14 protein-coding genes are annotated in these 15,691 nt (G+C 63.8%); all 14 read right to left on the bottom strand.

Annotated features, from left to right (window positions below):
* Window positions 1–3: 3 nt before the first annotated feature.
* The gene (nuoI, locus tag MSTE_RS10225; RefSeq protein WP_096500933.1) at window positions 4–540 is read right to left on the bottom strand and encodes an NADH-quinone oxidoreductase subunit NuoI; all 537 of its coding nucleotides are present in this window, start codon (window positions 538–540) and stop codon (window positions 4–6) included.
* Window positions 533–1,810 (bottom strand): NADH-quinone oxidoreductase subunit NuoH, encoded by a 1,278-nt coding sequence (gene nuoH, locus MSTE_RS10220; protein WP_096500931.1) that lies wholly within the window; start codon window positions 1,808–1,810, stop codon window positions 533–535. The genes nuoI and nuoH overlap by 8 nt, the downstream gene beginning before the upstream one ends.
* The gene (locus tag MSTE_RS10215; RefSeq protein WP_096500929.1) at window positions 1,807–4,191 is read right to left on the bottom strand and encodes an NADH-quinone oxidoreductase subunit G; all 2,385 of its coding nucleotides are present in this window, start codon (window positions 4,189–4,191) and stop codon (window positions 1,807–1,809) included. Before MSTE_RS10215 ends, nuoH begins: the two co-directional genes overlap by 4 nt.
* Window positions 4,188–5,492 (bottom strand): NADH-quinone oxidoreductase subunit NuoF, encoded by a 1,305-nt coding sequence (gene nuoF / locus MSTE_RS10210; protein ID WP_096500927.1) that lies wholly within the window; start codon window positions 5,490–5,492, stop codon window positions 4,188–4,190. Before nuoF ends, MSTE_RS10215 begins: the two co-directional genes overlap by 4 nt.
* Window positions 5,492–6,220: an NADH-quinone oxidoreductase subunit NuoE gene (nuoE, locus tag MSTE_RS10205; protein ID WP_096500925.1), complete on the bottom strand. Its 729-nt coding sequence runs from the start codon at window positions 6,218–6,220 to the stop codon at window positions 5,492–5,494. Before nuoE ends, nuoF begins: the two co-directional genes overlap by 1 nt.
* Complete coding sequence (nuoD, locus tag MSTE_RS10200; RefSeq protein ID WP_096500923.1) at window positions 6,217–7,515, bottom strand: NADH dehydrogenase (quinone) subunit D; 1,299 nt, start codon at window positions 7,513–7,515, stop codon at window positions 6,217–6,219. The genes nuoE and nuoD overlap by 4 nt, the downstream gene beginning before the upstream one ends.
* Complete coding sequence (locus MSTE_RS10195; protein WP_096500921.1) at window positions 7,515–8,201, bottom strand: NADH-quinone oxidoreductase subunit C; 687 nt, start codon at window positions 8,199–8,201, stop codon at window positions 7,515–7,517. The genes nuoD and MSTE_RS10195 overlap by 1 nt, the downstream gene beginning before the upstream one ends.
* Window positions 8,198–8,752 carry a NuoB/complex I 20 kDa subunit family protein gene (locus MSTE_RS10190; RefSeq protein ID WP_030095574.1) on the bottom strand — a complete coding sequence of 185 codons (555 nt, stop codon included), beginning with the start codon at window positions 8,750–8,752 and terminating at the stop codon, window positions 8,198–8,200. The genes MSTE_RS10195 and MSTE_RS10190 overlap by 4 nt, the downstream gene beginning before the upstream one ends.
* A 72-nt stretch (window positions 8,753–8,824) precedes the next feature.
* Complete coding sequence (locus MSTE_RS10185) at window positions 8,825–9,211, bottom strand: NADH-quinone oxidoreductase subunit A (protein WP_030095573.1); 387 nt, start codon at window positions 9,209–9,211, stop codon at window positions 8,825–8,827.
* 206 nt (window positions 9,212–9,417) lie between these two features.
* Window positions 9,418–9,813 carry a hypothetical protein gene (locus MSTE_RS10180; RefSeq protein ID WP_096500919.1) on the bottom strand — a complete coding sequence of 132 codons (396 nt, stop codon included), beginning with the start codon at window positions 9,811–9,813 and terminating at the stop codon, window positions 9,418–9,420.
* 60 nt (window positions 9,814–9,873) lie between these two features.
* On the bottom strand, window positions 9,874–10,752 hold the full coding sequence (hisG, locus tag MSTE_RS10175) for an ATP phosphoribosyltransferase (protein WP_046253466.1): 879 nt from the start codon (window positions 10,750–10,752) through the stop codon (window positions 9,874–9,876).
* A 1-nt stretch (window position 10,753) separates the two neighbouring features.
* Window positions 10,754–11,035 carry a phosphoribosyl-ATP diphosphatase gene (locus tag MSTE_RS10170; RefSeq protein WP_005061184.1) on the bottom strand — a complete coding sequence of 94 codons (282 nt, stop codon included), beginning with the start codon at window positions 11,033–11,035 and terminating at the stop codon, window positions 10,754–10,756.
* Window positions 11,036–11,051: 16 nt separating this feature from the next.
* Window positions 11,052–11,735: an HAD family hydrolase gene (locus MSTE_RS10165; RefSeq protein WP_096500917.1), complete on the bottom strand. Its 684-nt coding sequence runs from the start codon at window positions 11,733–11,735 to the stop codon at window positions 11,052–11,054.
* Window positions 11,736–11,781: 46 nt separating this feature from the next.
* Entirely contained in the window at window positions 11,782–15,534 is a 3,753-nt protein-coding gene (metH, locus tag MSTE_RS10160) for a methionine synthase (RefSeq protein ID WP_096505704.1), read from the bottom strand.
* Window positions 15,535–15,691: the final 157 nt, after the last annotated feature.

The raw sequence follows: 15,691 nt of genomic DNA, 5'->3' as shown, positions 1-15,691 counted from the left end.
GGCTCACCTGACTTCCTTCCCGGCCTGCGGCAGGTTGCCGAGGTAGTAGTCCGTGTCGGTGGTGCCCGGGTACATCGCGTGCGGGGGTGACTCCATGCCAGGCTGCAGCGGTGCCAGCAGCTTGTCCTTGCCGTAGATGAGGTCGGCCCGGTTGTCGTCGGCCATCTCATAGTCGTTGGTCATGGTCAGCGCGCGAGTGGGGCACGCCTCGATGCACAGCCCGCACCCGATGCATCGCAGGTAGTTGATCTGGTACACCCGGCCATACCGCTCCCCCGGCGAGAAGCGTTCCCGCTCGGAATTGTCAGCGCCCTCAACGAAAATGGCATCGGCCGGGCACGCCCAGGCGCACAGTTCGCAACCGATGCATTTCTCCAGCCCATCGGTATACCTGTTGAGTTGATGCCGCCCGTGATAGCGCGGCGCGGTGGGCTCTTTCTTCTCGGGGTACTGCTCGGTGAGCCGTTTCTTGAACATGGACGAGAAGGTCACCCAGAATCCCGCCATCGCGTCGACCGAACGCCGCAGAACATCAGGCATGTGCATCCTCCTTGGTGGTCGAGAACGGGTCCGCGTCGAAGCGCTGCCCGGGCAGCGGTGGTACCGGGAATCCGCCGGCCATCGGATCGAAACTCTTAGCCGGCACCGATTTTGGCGGCTCAGTGCGTCGGGAGAGCACACCTACCACGGCGATACTGCCGACAGAAACCACGAGACCGGTGATCCCGAGAATGATCGAGGGGTTTCCGTATCCGTACAGGGCCAGCGCCTGCACCACCCCGACAACGACGATCCATACCAGCGCCACCGGAATCAGGACCTCCCAGCCCAGCCGCATGAACTGGTCATAGCGCAGCCGTGGCAACGTGGCGCGCAACCACATGAACAGGAACATGAAGCCCCAGACCTTGGCCACGAACCACAGCACCGGCCACCAGGAGCTGTTCGCTCCGTCGATCAGGCTCAACGGCCACGGCGCATGCCAGCCCCCGAGAAACATCGTTGCCGCCAAACCGGAAACCGTTGCCATGTTGATGTATTCGGCGAGCATGAACATGGCGAAGCGCAGCGAGGAGTACTCGGTATGGAAGCCACCGACCAGCTCGCCCTCCGCTTCGGGGAGATCGAATGGCGCCCTGTTGGTCTCGCCGACCATGGCGGTCACGTACACCAGGAATGACGGCAGCAGCAGGAAGACGTACCAACGACCGGCCTGCGCGGCGACGATTCCCGAGGTCGACATCGTGCCGGCCAGCAGGAACACCGCCGCGAATGTCAGACCCATCGCGATCTCATAGGAAATCACCTGCGCGGAGGAGCGCAATCCACCCAGCAGCGGGTAGGTGGAGCCGGATGCCCAGCCCCCCAAGACAATCCCGTACACGCCTACGGACGTGACCGCCAGCACGAACAGAATGGCCACCGGAAGATCGGTCAGCTGAAGTGGGGTGCGATGCCCGAAGACCGAGACGACGGGGCCGAACGGGATGACGGCGTATGCCACGATCGCCGGCACCACCGAAATGATGGGCGCGAGGAGATAGATCGGCTTGTCGACCCCGGCCGGGGTCAGGCCCTCCTTGAGCGCCAGTTTCACGCCGTCGGCCAGGCTCTGCAACAAGCCGAAGGGACCCACCCGATTGGGACCGATTCGGCGCTGCATCCAAGCGAGCACCTTGCGCTCCACAAGAATGGCGACGAGAACGGTCAGAACCAGAAACGCGAATACCGCTACGCATTTCACGAGGACCAACCAGAGCGGGTCAATCCCGAACTGGGAGAGCACAGGAGAACCGTCCGTCTGCCTCATGGTGCGACCTCGATTCGCACCACTTGTCCTAGTGCCGGACCGAGCTGCTGATGAACCTCCGACCCGACCGAACGCATGGGCACCCACACCACCCGGTCGGGCATCTCGGTTATCCGCAGCGGCAGGGTTATCGAACCCGGGATCGACTCCGAGAGACTGCGTATCGTCACCGATTCGCCGTCCACGGCACCGATCTCACTTGCGGTTGCCTCCGACAACCGCACCTGTGCGGTGTGTGCGGTCCCGGCAAGGAACGCCTCGCCGTCTTGCAGCCGACCGGCATCCAGCAGCAGCCTCCATGAGGCCAGCACCGCCTCTCCCGCCACCGGCTGGGGTCTGGCGGTCGCGCGTACCGGTCCCGGGGTTTCCCGCACCCCCTCCCAGGGGCCGATATCCGCAAGCTCGCCGAGTGCCTGATTTTCGTCGTTCAGCCCGATCGGCCGATCCATACGCGCTGACAGCGCGGCGAGCACCCTGAGGTCATCGAGAGCATCGCTGGTGTCGAGAGTCGCCCGGAAGGGTCTCAGCCTGCCTTCCCAGTTGACGAAACTGCCGGATTTCTCAGAGACGGCCGCTACCGGAAGAACCACATCGGCGAGTTCGGTGACTGCGCTGTGGCGCATCTCCAGGCTGACGACGAACGCGCTTCTGAGCGCACCGATGGCGGCGGCGGGATAGGGCAGATCGGCCAGCTCCACGCCACCGATGAGGAAGGCGTCGAGTCCGCTGCCCGGATCCAGCATGCCGGCCGCATCGAGTCCGGTCATATCGGGCAGCGCGATCACACCCCACTTGTCGGCGATGTAGCGCCGTGCCGCACTGTCGGATACCGGATGCCCGCCCGGCAGCAGTCTCGGCAATGCTCCCGCCTCCAACGCGCCACGCTCCCCTGCCCGGCGCGGAACCCACACCAGCGTTGCGCCCGTGGTGGTGGCCAACCGGGCTGCCGCGGACAGCGCTCCGGGCGTTGACGCCAGTCGCTCTCCCACCATGATCACGGCGCCGGGCCGACGCAGTAACTCAGAATCGGCCAGGCTTGCCATCGTTTCCGGCTCGCCCCCGGGAACTGTGGCAATCACATCGGCCGAAAGCTTGGTGGATCCTCGGCTGACGAAGGGCGCGATGGTCAGCACCTTGAGGCCCCGTTTACGCACCCCCTTGCGCAGCCGCAGGAAAACAATCGGAGATTCCTCTTCAGGCTCGAATCCCGCCAGCAGGACCACCGGCGCGGACTCCAGGGCCGCATAGGTGCGCGTCAGCCCGTGCCCGGCGACACCCGAACCCAGGAACGCGGCCTCTTCGGCGCTATGTGCACGGGCTCGGAAGTCGATGTTGTTGGTGCCCAGCACCATGCGGGCGAATTTGACGTAGGCGTAGGAATCTTCGACGGTGAGCCGCCCACCGGTCAGGACCCCCGCGTTGGCACCGGCGCCCGCCAAACCCTTTGCGGCGGCCTCCAATGCCTGTGGCCACGATGCCGCGACCAGATCCCCGGACTCGTCACGTATCAGCGGATTGGTCATGCGATCCCGTGCGGTGGCGTAGGCGAACGCCCAACGCCCCTTATCGCAATTCCATTCCTCGTTCACTTCGGGATCGTCACCGGCCAGGCGCCGCAGCACCTTTCCGCGCCGATGGTCGGTGCGTTGCGCGCATCCGCTCGCACAGTGCTCGCACACACTGGGGGTGGACACCAGGTCGAATGGGCGCGCACGGAACCGGTAGGCAGCGCCGGTGAGCGCGCCGACCGGACATATCTGCACGGTGTTGCCGGAGAAGTATGACTCGAAGGGCCCGCCGTCCGCGATACCAACCTGTTGTAACGCACCACGTTCGAGTAGCTCGATGAAGGGGTCGCCGGCCACCTGTTGTGAAAAGCGGGTGCACCGGGCGCACAGGACACAGCGTTCCCTGTCGAGCAGCACCTCGGTGGATAGTGGAATCGGCTTCGGAAACGTGCGTTTGGCCTCGGTGAATCGGGTCTCGGAACGGCCGGTCGACATCGCCTGGTTCTGCAGAGGGCACTCGCCGCCCTTGTCGCAGACCGGACAGTCGAGCGGATGATTGATCAGCAGCAGCTCCATCACACCGCTCTGCGCCTTCTGCGCCGCCGCGGAGGTGACCTGCGTGTGGACCACCATGTCCTCGGCAACGGTGGTGGTACAGGCGGCCAACGGTTTACGCTGCCCTTCCACCTCGACCAGGCACTGGCGACAGGCACCCACCGGATCGAGCAGCGGGTGATCGCAAAACCTGGGAATCTGCACGCCTATCAATTCGGCAGCGCGAATCACCAATGTGCCCTTAGGCACCGAGATGCTGTGTCCGTCGATGTTCACGGTAACGAAGTCGGTGTTGATGGCTGGTTCTGTGGCCGTCATCGATCTACCTCCCCGAACACGGTGCTGGCTCCCGAATCGAAGGGACACCCATTCTCCAGGTGCGCCTCATACTCTCCGCGGAAGTACTTGAGCGAGGACATGATCGGGCTCGCCGCACCGTCCCCGAGAGCGCAAAAGGATTTACCCAGCACGATGTCCGAGATATCCAGAAGCTTGTCGAGGTCTTCGGCGGTACCCTCGCCGGATTCCAATCGCCGCAGGATGCGCACCAGCCAGTAGGTGCCCTCGCGACAGGGCGTGCACTTACCACAGGACTCGTGCGCGTAGAACTCGGTCCATCTCAGCACCGCGCGCACCACGCACGTGGTGTTATCGAATATCTGTAATGCCTTGGTGCCCAACATTGATCCGGCGGCGCTCACCCCCTCGTAGTCGAGCGGGACGTCCAGGTGCTCGACGGTGAACAGCGGTGTCGACGAACCACCGGGGGTCCAGAACTTGAGCCCGTGCCCGTCCCGTACTCCCCCGGCCAGCTCCAGGAGCTGTCGCAGCGTCACGCCGAGCGGGGCCTCGTACTGGCCGGGAGTACGCACATGCCCAGACAACGAATACAACGTGAATCCAGGGGATTTCTCCGAACCCATGGTCCGGAACCACTCGGGACCGCGCCGCAGGATGACGGGCACGCTCGCGATGGACTCGACGTTGTTGACAACCGTCGGGCCGGCATACAGACCGGCAACGGCGGGAAACGGGGGACGCAGCCGCGGCTGGCCGCGGCGGCCCTCCAGCGAGTCCAAGAGCGCGGTTTCTTCCCCACAGATGTAGGCACCCGCGCCGGCGTGCACCACCAACTCGAGATCGAAACCACTGTCAAGGATGTTGCGCCCCAGATATCCGGCCTCATAGGCCTGGGCCACCGCGGTCTGCAATCGCCTGATCACCGAGATCACCTCACCGCGTACATAGATGAAGGCATGTGCGGCGCGGATCGCGTAGGCGGCGATGACGATTCCCTCGATGAGGGTGTGCGGTGTCGCCAGCATCAGCGGAATGTCTTTACAGGTACCGGGTTCGGATTCATCGGCGTTGACCACCAAATAGTGCGGCTTGCCATCGCCCTGCGGGATGAACGACCATTTGGTGCCTGTCGGGAATCCGGCACCTCCTCGTCCACGCAGCCCGGCTTCCTTGACCACGCCGATGACCGCATCCGGTTCCATGCTCAGCGCGGTGCGCAGGCCCTGATATCCGTCATGACGCAGATACCCGTCGAGAGTCCACGAGTCGGCCTCGTCCCAGTACTCGGACAGGACCGGGGAGAGAATAGAGGAAGTCATCACACCTCCTTCTGTGCGTTCCGCTGCACATCCCGGGCCAGTCGCAGCCCGGCCAGCGTCGGGTTCCCGGGCCGCGCGGCGGCCACCGCGTCCGGCCGATCATCGGCGAACCCGGCCAAGATCCGGGCGGTCTGTCTGAACGTGCACGGCGGAGCACCGCGCCGGGGCTCGGGGATTCGTCCACCCCGGAGCCCTTCCACCAGATCTACTGCCCCGTCAGGGGTCTGGTTATCGAAGAACTCCCAGTTGATCATCAACACCGGCGCGTAGTCGCAGGCGGCGTTGCATTCGACATGCTCGAGTGTCACCTTGCCGTCCTCGGTGGTGCCTCCCGGTGCCACGCCCAGCTCGTCGACCAATCGCGTCAAGATCGCGTCACCACCGAGCACCGCGCACAACGTGTTGGTGCACACCCCGACGAGATAATCGCCGGTCGGTTCGCGCCGGTACATCGAGTAGAAACTCGCCACCGCGGTGACCTCCGCTGCCGTCAATTCCACTTGCCCGGCGCAGAATTCGATTCCCGCCATGGTTACGTATCCGTCCTCGGACTGCACCAGATGCAGCAGCGGCAACAACGCCGACCTACGACTCGGGTACCGGTCGAGAACCTCCTTGGCATCGATGGTAAGCCGGGAAACCACTTCCGGCGGATAGCTTTTGCGGCCGCTGAAACTTCCCTCGTCCTCCGGCGGGCGGCTCCCGAGTTCGACGAATACCTCACTCATCTGTCCACCCCACCCATCACCGGGTCGATGCTCGCCACCGCGGCTATCAAATCGGCCACCATTCCGCCCTCACACATCGCCGACACAGACTGCAGATTGGTAAAGGATGGATCGCGGAAATGCACCCGATAGGGCCGGGTTCCGCCATCGCTGACCATATGGACCCCGAGCTCGCCGCGCGGCGACTCGACGGCGACATACACCTGCCCGGCGGGCACGCGGATCCCCTCGGTCACCAGCTTGAAGTGATGAATGAGTCCTTCCATCGACGTGCCCATGATCTTGGCGATGTGCTGGGGCGAGTTACCCAGTCCATCCGGGCCAGAGGCCAGGTCAGCAGGCCACGCAATCTTCTTGTCGTCCACCATGACCGGTCCCGGCCGCAACCGGTCCAGACACTGCTGAGCGATCTTGATGGACTCGTGCATCTCCTTGACCCGAATCAGATATCGACCGTAAGAGTCGCAGTCCTCATGGGTGATGACCTCGAAGTCATAGTTCTCATAACCGCAGTACGGCTGTGCGCGCCGCAGATCGTGGGCAAGCCCGGTCGCGCGCAACACCGGACCGGTGATGCCCAGAGCCATACACCCGGTCAGATCCAGGTATCCGACGCCCTGGGTCCGCGCCTTCCAGATGTAGTTCTCGTTCAACAGGTTTTCCATATCGCGCAACCTGCCGGGCAGAATCTTGAGCAGATCGCGCACGTCTTGTTCGGCGCCATCGGGCAGATCCTGCGCCAGCCCGCCCGGCCTGACGTAAGCATGATTCATGCGCAGGCCGGTGACCGCCTCGAAGACCTTCAAGATCATCTCGCGTTCCCGGAACCCGAGGAACATCGCGGTCATCGCCCCGAGCTCCATACCGCCCGTGGCGAGTGCGACCAGATGGGAGGAGATGCGGTTGAGTTCCATCATCAACACCCGAATCACGGTGGCCCGCTCCGGGATTTCGTCGGTGATGTCCAGCAGCTTCTCAACGCCCAGGCAATAGGCGGTCTCGTTGAAGAAAGGTGACAGGTAGTCCATTCGGGTCACGAAGGTGACACCCTGCGTCCAGGTCCGGTACTCCAGATTCTTTTCGATACCGGTGTGCAGATACCCGATTCCGCAGCGGACGTCGGTAACGGTCTCCCCTTCGATCTCCAGGATCAGGCGAAGCACGCCGTGGGTCGACGGATGTTGCGGTCCCATGTTGACGACGATTCTCTCGTCGCTGGCTTGGGCAGCGGCAGTGACGATCTCGTCCCAGTCCTGCCCACCGGCCATGAGATGAATCTCGGGCTGTGCTGTCATTAGTTGTAGGACCTCCGCTGATCGGGCGGCGCAATGGTGGCCCCGTGGTACTCGACCGGTACGCCACCGAGTGGATAGTCCTTGCGCTGAGGATGCCCCTCCCAGTCATCGGGCATTTCGATTCGGGTCAGCGCGGGGTGATCGTCGAAGACGATGCCGAAGAAGTCGTAGGTTTCGCGTTCATGCCAGTCGGTGGTCGGGTATACGGCATTAAGTGACGGGATATGCGGATTACCTTCAGGTACAGCCACTTCGAGCATGATTCGGCGGTTCCACGTGATCGACATGAGTGGGTATACGGCATGCAGTTCCCGCGCGGTGTCCTCGGGGTAATGCACACCACTGACGCCCAGGCAGAGCTCGAAGCGCAGCTGGGGATCATCCCGCAGAGACTGGGCGACCTGCACCAGATGCTCGGCCTTCACGTGGATCGTAAGCTGATCGCGGTAGACGACAACACTCTCGACAGCGTCCTCATAGGTAACGTGTTCCTGCTCCGCCAGAACCGATTCCAGCCGTTCGACGACCTGGTCGAAGTACCCGCCGTACGGGCGATCAGAACTCGCCGGCAAGGAGATCGACTGAATCAGCCCACCGTAGCCCGAGGTGTCGCCACTGCCCCGGACCCCGAACAGCCCGTGCCGTACCCCGATGACCTCACCAGAGCTCTGATCGTCGCTCGTCACCGCAGCAGGCCCTTCATCTCGATGGTCGGCGTCGCGGCGAGCGCGGCGGCCTCGGTCTCGCGGATGACTTCCTCACGGTTGGCTCCGAGCGGCATCTGCCCGATCTTCTCGTGCAACTTCAAGATCGCATGCAGCAGCATCTCCGGGCGTGGCGGGCATCCCGGTAGGTAGATATCCACGGGGACAACATGATCGACACCTTGGACGATGGCGTAGTTGTTGAACATGCCGCCGGATGATGCGCAGACCCCCATGGCAAGCACCCATTTGGGTTCGGCCATCTGGTCGTAGATCTGTCGCAACACCGGAGCCATCTTCTGACTCACCCGGCCCGCCACGATCATGAGGTCGGCCTGTCGTGGTGTCGCCGAGAAACGCTCCATGCCAAAGCGGGCGATATCGAATCGCGGGCCCGCCGTGGACATCATCTCGATGGCACAGCAGGCCAGTCCGAAGGTGGCCGGCCACAACGAACCTTTGCGCACGTACCCCGCCAGCGTCTCGACGGTGCTCAGCAGAAATCCGCTAGGCAGTTTTTCCTCAAGACCCATGGCTCTCCCGACAGGTGTGCTTATTCGTGATGTTGCAAGGACTTCCGCGCCGCCCCACCAATCGCACAGGGGCTAATCCCAGCTCAGGCCACCGCGCCTCCATTCGTAGGCGTACGCCACCGACACGTTGACGATGAACAGGGCCATTGCGAGCAGTCCGAACAGTCCGAGGGCGCCGAAGTGAACGGCCCACGGGTACAAGAAGACGATCTCGATATCGAAGATGATGAACAACATGGCGGTGAGGTAGTACTTGACGGGCACCCTATGTCCGCCGGATGCGGCGCCATGATGATCACGGCCCATGGAATGCTGTGTGGCCTCGATGCCACACTCGTAGGCCTCGAGCTTGGCCCGGTTGTATCGACGTGGACCGACGAACGATGAAATCCCAATGGAGAAAACGGCAAAGGCCACCGCAATAGCGCCGAGTACCAAGATCGGCACATACGCATCCATGGCAGACCAGCCTCCCGAATCGATCGATCGGGTCCCTGTGCTGGATCGGCAACGTTGCCGTGTCAGTGCTGTCTGTGGTCGAGGGCTGCCGACCAGTACAGATGTGACCTAAGAAACACACTATCGGTTGGCGCAGGATCCATGCCACCGTTTGACGGTGTTTTGCGCAATTAAGTATCGAGTCGAAGAGCCCTGGACGGCTGACGTCAGCGGTGCGTAGCGGCAGCCGAACCCAGCAGGTCGATCACCGTCGCGGTCAGTCGCATCGGATCGATCGGCCGCGGCACCACACCCTCGGCACGGGACCAGCTCGCCAGCCAGCTGTCTTGCGGACGACCGGTCAGAACGATGATCGGAGGCGGAGCGTCGACCTCGTCTTTGACCTGCTTGGCCACGCCCATCCCACCGAAGGGCGTCGCCTCACCATCCAGGATGGCCAAGTCGATTCCGCCCGCACCGAGGCGTTCGATGACCATGGGTCCGGTGGCTACCTCGACGAACTCCAGCGCCGGCAGGGCTGAATCGGGCCGCGTGCCGATTCCCTGAATTACCTTGCGCCGGACCGTGATGTCATCGCTATAGACGAGGACGTGCAGCGCCATAGGTTCATGCTAGGCCGAGCCGACGTCGCTCGCGATGGAATCCGGGAAAGCCCGGGAAAACTAGGCCCGGAAGAACCTGACCTCGGAGGCCAAGATGGCCTTCGCACCGATCGCGGCGAGCGCATCCATAGTGGTGTTGACCCCCTTGCGTGGGGCCAGGGCACGCACCGCCACCCACTTCTCGTCGGCCAGCGGGGCCAGAGTCGGTGATTCCAGACCGGGCGTTACCTTGAGCGCCTCGTCCAGAACCTCGCGCGGGCAGTCGTAGTCGAGCATCAAGTACTGCTGCCCGAACACCACTCCCTGGATACGAGTGCTCAGCTGCGTGCGAGCGGTTTGCGTTGCCGGATCGGCATTCTCCCGCTCGATCAGCACCGCCTCCGAATCACACAACGATTCCCCGAAGGGCGCCAGACCGTGCTGACGCAGGGTGCGGCCGGTGCCGACGATGTCGGCGATCACATCGGCCACACCCAGCTGAATGGATATCTCGACGGCACCGTCCAGGCGAATGACTTCGGCCTCGATCCCCTTGGCGGCCAGATCCTTTCGGACCAGGTTGGGATAGGCAGTGGCGATCCGCTTACCGGCGATGTCGTAAATCGTCCAGTCTCGATCGGCGGGCGCGGCATAGCGGAAGGTCGAACCACCGAATCCCAGCGCCAGCCGCTCGATTACCGGCGCATCGGAGTCCATCATCAGATCACGACCTGTGATACCGAGATCGAGCTCGCCCGAGCCGACATAGATCGCTATGTCCTTGGGCCTCAAGAAGAAGAACTCGACGTCGTTCTGCGGGTCGAGCACGGTCAGATCCTTGGCGTCGCCACGCCGCCGATAGCCCGCCTCCGACAGGATCTCCGATGCGGCCTCGCTGAGTGCCCCCTTGTTGGGGACTGCGACGCGCAGGGCTTTGGGGACGCCGTTCGTACTGGTCATGTCAGAGCTTCCGGTAGACGTCGTCGAGAGTCAGACCGCGGGCGATCAGCAGCACCTGTGCCCAATAGAGCAGCTGACTTACCTCTTCGGCAAGCGATTCGTCGCTCTCGTGTTCGGCGGCCAGCCACACCTCACCCGCCTCTTCGAGCAGCTTCTTGCCCAGGGTATGCACCCCCGCGTCGAGGGCGGCGACGGTGCCGCTCCCCTCAGGCCGGGTCTTGGCGCGATCACTGAGCTCAGCGAACAGCTCGTCGAAGGTCTTCACGGGTGGCGATTCTGTCACGCCCCCACCTGATGAGTCATATGGGTTTGCACGTGGTGGCCGTCCGCACATCCGCGTGGGCGCGCCGCAGGTCGTCCGCGGATAGGCCCGACAAGGTGGTGGCATGCCTGCGCCGGTCGCCGGCGGGCACCTCGACATGGTTGGGCACCACCAGCACCGCACAACCCGCCGCCTCGGCCGCGGCCGCACCGGTCGCCGAATCCTCGATGGCCAGGCAATCGGCCGGATCTATGCCCAGCAGCGCCGCAGCCCGCAAGTACGGGTCGGGGGCCGGTTTGGTGCGCACCACCTCGTCGCCGCATACGGTTCCGGAAAACCACTGTGTGCCAATGGTCTTGAGCGCCTGGTTGGTGAGTGATCTGATGGTGTTGGTCACCAGTGCCATGGATACCTGCTCGGCGGCTAGCTGCGCGAGCATGTCTTGGGCACCGTCGCACCAGGTGAGATTGGTTTCGAAGAGCTCGCCGGTGTACTCGTGCAGCCAATCGTTCTCGCGGGCCATCAGCTCGGGGTCCGGCTCCAGCCCGAACGCCGCGAACATCATCTTCATGGTGGCCTCGGCGGATCCGCCGAGCAGCGCGGTACGCAGTTCGGGGGTCATCTCGCCGCCCAGCCTGCGGCACGTTTCGGCCATCGAGATATCCCAGAGCTTCTCCGAGTCGATGAGCGTGCCGTCCATGTCCCACAGCACCGCTCGCATGCGACCAATTCTGTCAGAGGTCGCCTGCTGCCCATGACGCCGGTGCTCAGTCCTCAGGGTTATAGCCGAGGTTCGGGCCGAGCCAGCGCTCCGCTTCCTGCAGCGTCCAGCCCTTGCGCTTGGCATAGTCGGCGACCTGGTCCTGGGCCAACCGGCCGACCACGAAGTACTGCGACTGCGGATGCGAGAAGTACCAGCCGCTGACCGCGGCGCCGGGCCACATCGCCATCGATTCGGTCAGCTCGATGCCGGTCCGCTTCGTGACGTCCATCAGGTCGAACAGCGTGGTCTTCTCGGTGTGCTCCGGGCAGGCCGGGTAACCGGGCGCCGGGCGGATTCCCCGGTACTTCTCGCCGATGAGCGCCTCGTTGTCCAGCTGCTCATCGGGCTGGAAGCCCCAGAACTCCTTGCGGACCCGCTGGTGCATCCGTTCGGCGAAAGCCTCGGCCAGCCGGTCGGCGACCGACTCCAGCAGGATCGCGCTGTAGTCGTCCAGATCCGCCTTGAACTCCATGATCTTGTCCTGGCTACCGAGCCCCGAGGTGACCGCGAAGGCACCGACATAGTCGGCCAGGCCAGTGTCCTTGGGCGCGATGTAGTCACCGAGGCTCCGGTTCGGGATGCCGTCGCGGTGCTCGCCCTGCTGGCGCAGGTTGTGCAGCGTGGTCAGCACCTCGGTGCGGGTGTCGTCGGTGTAGACCTCGATGTCTTCCATGTTCGAGCCGACCGCGTTCGCCGGGAAGAAGCCGATCACCCCGTTGGCGGTCAGCCACTTCTCCTTGATCAGGGTGTCGAGCATCTGCTGGGCGTCGTCATACAGCTTGCGTGCGGCCTCGCCGGTGGCCGGGTTGTTGAGGATGTCGGGGAACCGGCCCTTCATCTCCCAGGCGTTGAAGAACGGCTGCCAGTCGATGTACTCACGCAGCTCGGCGATGTCGTAGTCCAGAAACTCCCGCACGCCAATGCCCTGGACGGGCACCGGTGGGGTGTATCCGTCCCACTCGATCGGCGTCCGGTTGGCCCGGGCCTTCTCCAGCGTCAGCGTCGGCCGCTCGTTCTTCTGCGCATGCCGTTCGCGAAGCGACGCGTAGTCCTTCTCGGTGGCCTCCAGTAGTCCTGGCCGCTGCTTGTCGTCGAGGAGTGCGGCGGCGACGGGCACGGAACGCGAGGCATCTTTGACCCAGACCACCGGGCCCTTGCGACGCGGCGAGATCTTTACCGCGGTGTGTGCGCGCGAGGTGGTCGCGCCACCGATCAGCAGCGGGATCTGGAGCCCTTCGCGTTCCATCTCGACGGCGAAGTTGGCCATTTCATCCAGCGACGGGGTGATCAGGCCGGACAACCCGATGATGTCGGCGTCGTGCTCCTTCGCCGCCTCCAGGATCTTCTGGGCAGGCACCATCACACCGAGGTCGATCACCTCGAAGTTGTTGCACTGCAAGACGACCCCGACGATGTTCTTGCCGATGTCGTGGACGTCGCCCTTCACGGTCGCCATGATGATGGTGCCGTTGGTGTCCTTGGACGCGGTGAGGCCGGACTCTTCCTTTTCCTTCTCGATGAACGGCAGCAGGTACGCGACGGCCTTCTTCATCACCCGGGCCGACTTCACCACCTGGGGTAGGAACATCTTTCCAGCACCGAAGAGGTCACCGACGACGTTCATGCCGTCCATGAGTGGCCCCTCGATCACCTCGATCGGGCGGCCGCCCGCATCGGCGATCTCGGCGCGCAATTCCTCGGTGTCGTCGTCGACATGAGCATCGATGCCCTTGACCAGGGCGTGCGTAATCCGTTCGCGTACAGGAAGATTACGCCACTCTTGAACAGCTCGATCGTCTCCTCCGCCCGAGTTCTCCGTGCTGTTGAACCGTTCGGCGATCTCCAGGAGCCGTTCGGCCGCGTCCGCGCGACGGTTCAGGACGACGTCCTCGATGCGCTCCCGCAGCTCGGAGTCGATCGAGTCGTACGGCACCAGTGCGCCGGCGTTGACGATGCCCATGTCCAGACCGGCCTTGATGGCGTGGAACAGGAACACTGCGTGAATAGCCTCGCGGACGGGGTTGTTGCCGCGGAACGAGAACGACACGTTCGAGATACCGCCGGAGATGTGCACCCCGGGCAGGTTCTCCTTGATCCAGGCGCAGGCCTCGATGAAGTCGATCCCATACGTCGCGTGCTCCTCGATACCCGTCGCCAGCGCGAAGCAGTTCGGATCGAAGATGATGTCCTCGGCCGGAAAGCCGACCTCTTCGGTCAGGATCCGGTAGGCGCGCCCGCAGATCTCCTTCCGACGCTCCAGATTGTCGGCCTGACCTGTTTCGTCAAAGGCCATCACCACGACGGCGGCACCGTATTTGCGGCACAGCTGCGCTTCGCGGATGAACTTCTCCTCGCCCTCCTTCATGGAGATCGAGTTGACGATCGGCTTGCCCTGCACGTTCTTCAGGCCGGCCTCGATGACCTCCCACTTGGAGGAGTCGATCATCACCGGGACGCGGCTGATGTCGGGTTCGGCCGCGATCAGCTTGGTGAACCGGTCCATCGCGGCAACGCCGTCGATCATGCCCTCGTCCATGTTGATGTCGATGACCTGCGCACCGACCTCGACCTGCTGCAGGGCGACCGACAGCGCGGTGTCGTAGTCCTCTGCCTTGATCAGGTTGCGGAACCGGGCGGAGCCGGTGATGTTGGTGCGCTCACCGATGTTCACGAACAGCGAGTCGTCGGTGATGTTGAGCGGCTCCAGGCCCGATAGTCGGGTGGCCACCGGCAGCTGTGGCAGCTGTCTAGGGGCCATGCCCTCGACAACCTTGGCGATCTCCGCGATATGCGCAGGCGCTGTCCCGCAGCACCCACCGACCAGGTTGACCAGGCCGTCCTCGGCGAACTCGGCAAGGTACCCGGCCTGGCGCTCGGGCGACTCGTCGTACTCACCGAAGGCATTGGGCAGACCCGCGTTCGGATAGCAGGAGACGAAGGTGTCGGCAATGCGCGACATCTCGGCGATATAGGGCCGCATTTCCGGAGCGCCCAGGGCACAGTTGAGGCCCACCGCGATGGGCTTGGCGTGCCGGATCGCGTTCCAGAATGCCTCGGTGACCTGGCCGGACAACGTGCGCCCTGACGCGTCGGTGATGGTGCCCGAGATGATGATCGGCCAGCGCCGACCGCGCTGCTCGAACAGCGTCTCCACGGCGAACACCGCTGCCTTGGCGTTCAGCGAGTCGAAGATGGTCTCCACGAGGATGATGTCCGCACCGCCGTCGACCAGGCCGTTGGCTGCTTCGAGGTAGGCGGCGACCAGCTGGTCGTAGGAGACATTGCGGGCTCCGGGATCGTTGACGTCCGGTGAAATCGAGGCGGTCCGGGTGGTCGGCCCCAGCGCCCCGGCCACGTATCGGGGCTTCGCCGGGGTGCTGTAGTCGTCGGCGGCGGCTCGCGCCAGCGCGGCACCGGCGTAGTTCAGCTCGTAGCTCAGCTCTTCCATGCCGTAGTCGGAGAGCGACACCGCGTTCGCATTGAAGGTGTTGGTCTCGAGGATGTCCGCACCTGCCTCGAGGTACTCACGGTGGATGCCCTCGATGATGTGGGGCTGCGTCAGAGTGAGCAGATCGTTATTGCCGATGAGGTCACTCGGCCAGTCGGCGAACCGTACGCCGCGATATCCGGCCTCGTCGGGCCTATCGCGCTGGATCGCCGTACCCATCGCGCCGTCGATCACCAGGATCCGCTGTTCGAGAGCAGTTGCCAGCGCGTCCGTGCAGTCGGGTCGGACATTCGGCTGCAGATTGGTCACGTGCATTCCTTCCAGAGCGGAAGGCGTCCTTAACTCTGCCGAGCGTGGCGGTCACGGGCTGTGATCCGGAACCGTTGCAACGCCTCTCGACCAGATGAAGTCTACGTCGTCACTCGACAGTCGTGCGAACGCCCAATATGTCGTGCGGGTTTCTCTT

Source organism: [Mycobacterium] stephanolepidis (assembly GCF_002356335.1).
GTDB classification, from domain to species: Bacteria; Actinomycetota; Actinomycetes; order Mycobacteriales; family Mycobacteriaceae; genus Mycobacterium; species Mycobacterium stephanolepidis.
Note: the sequence above shows the minus strand (reverse complement) of the source record. Positions and strands in the feature narration are given on the sequence as shown.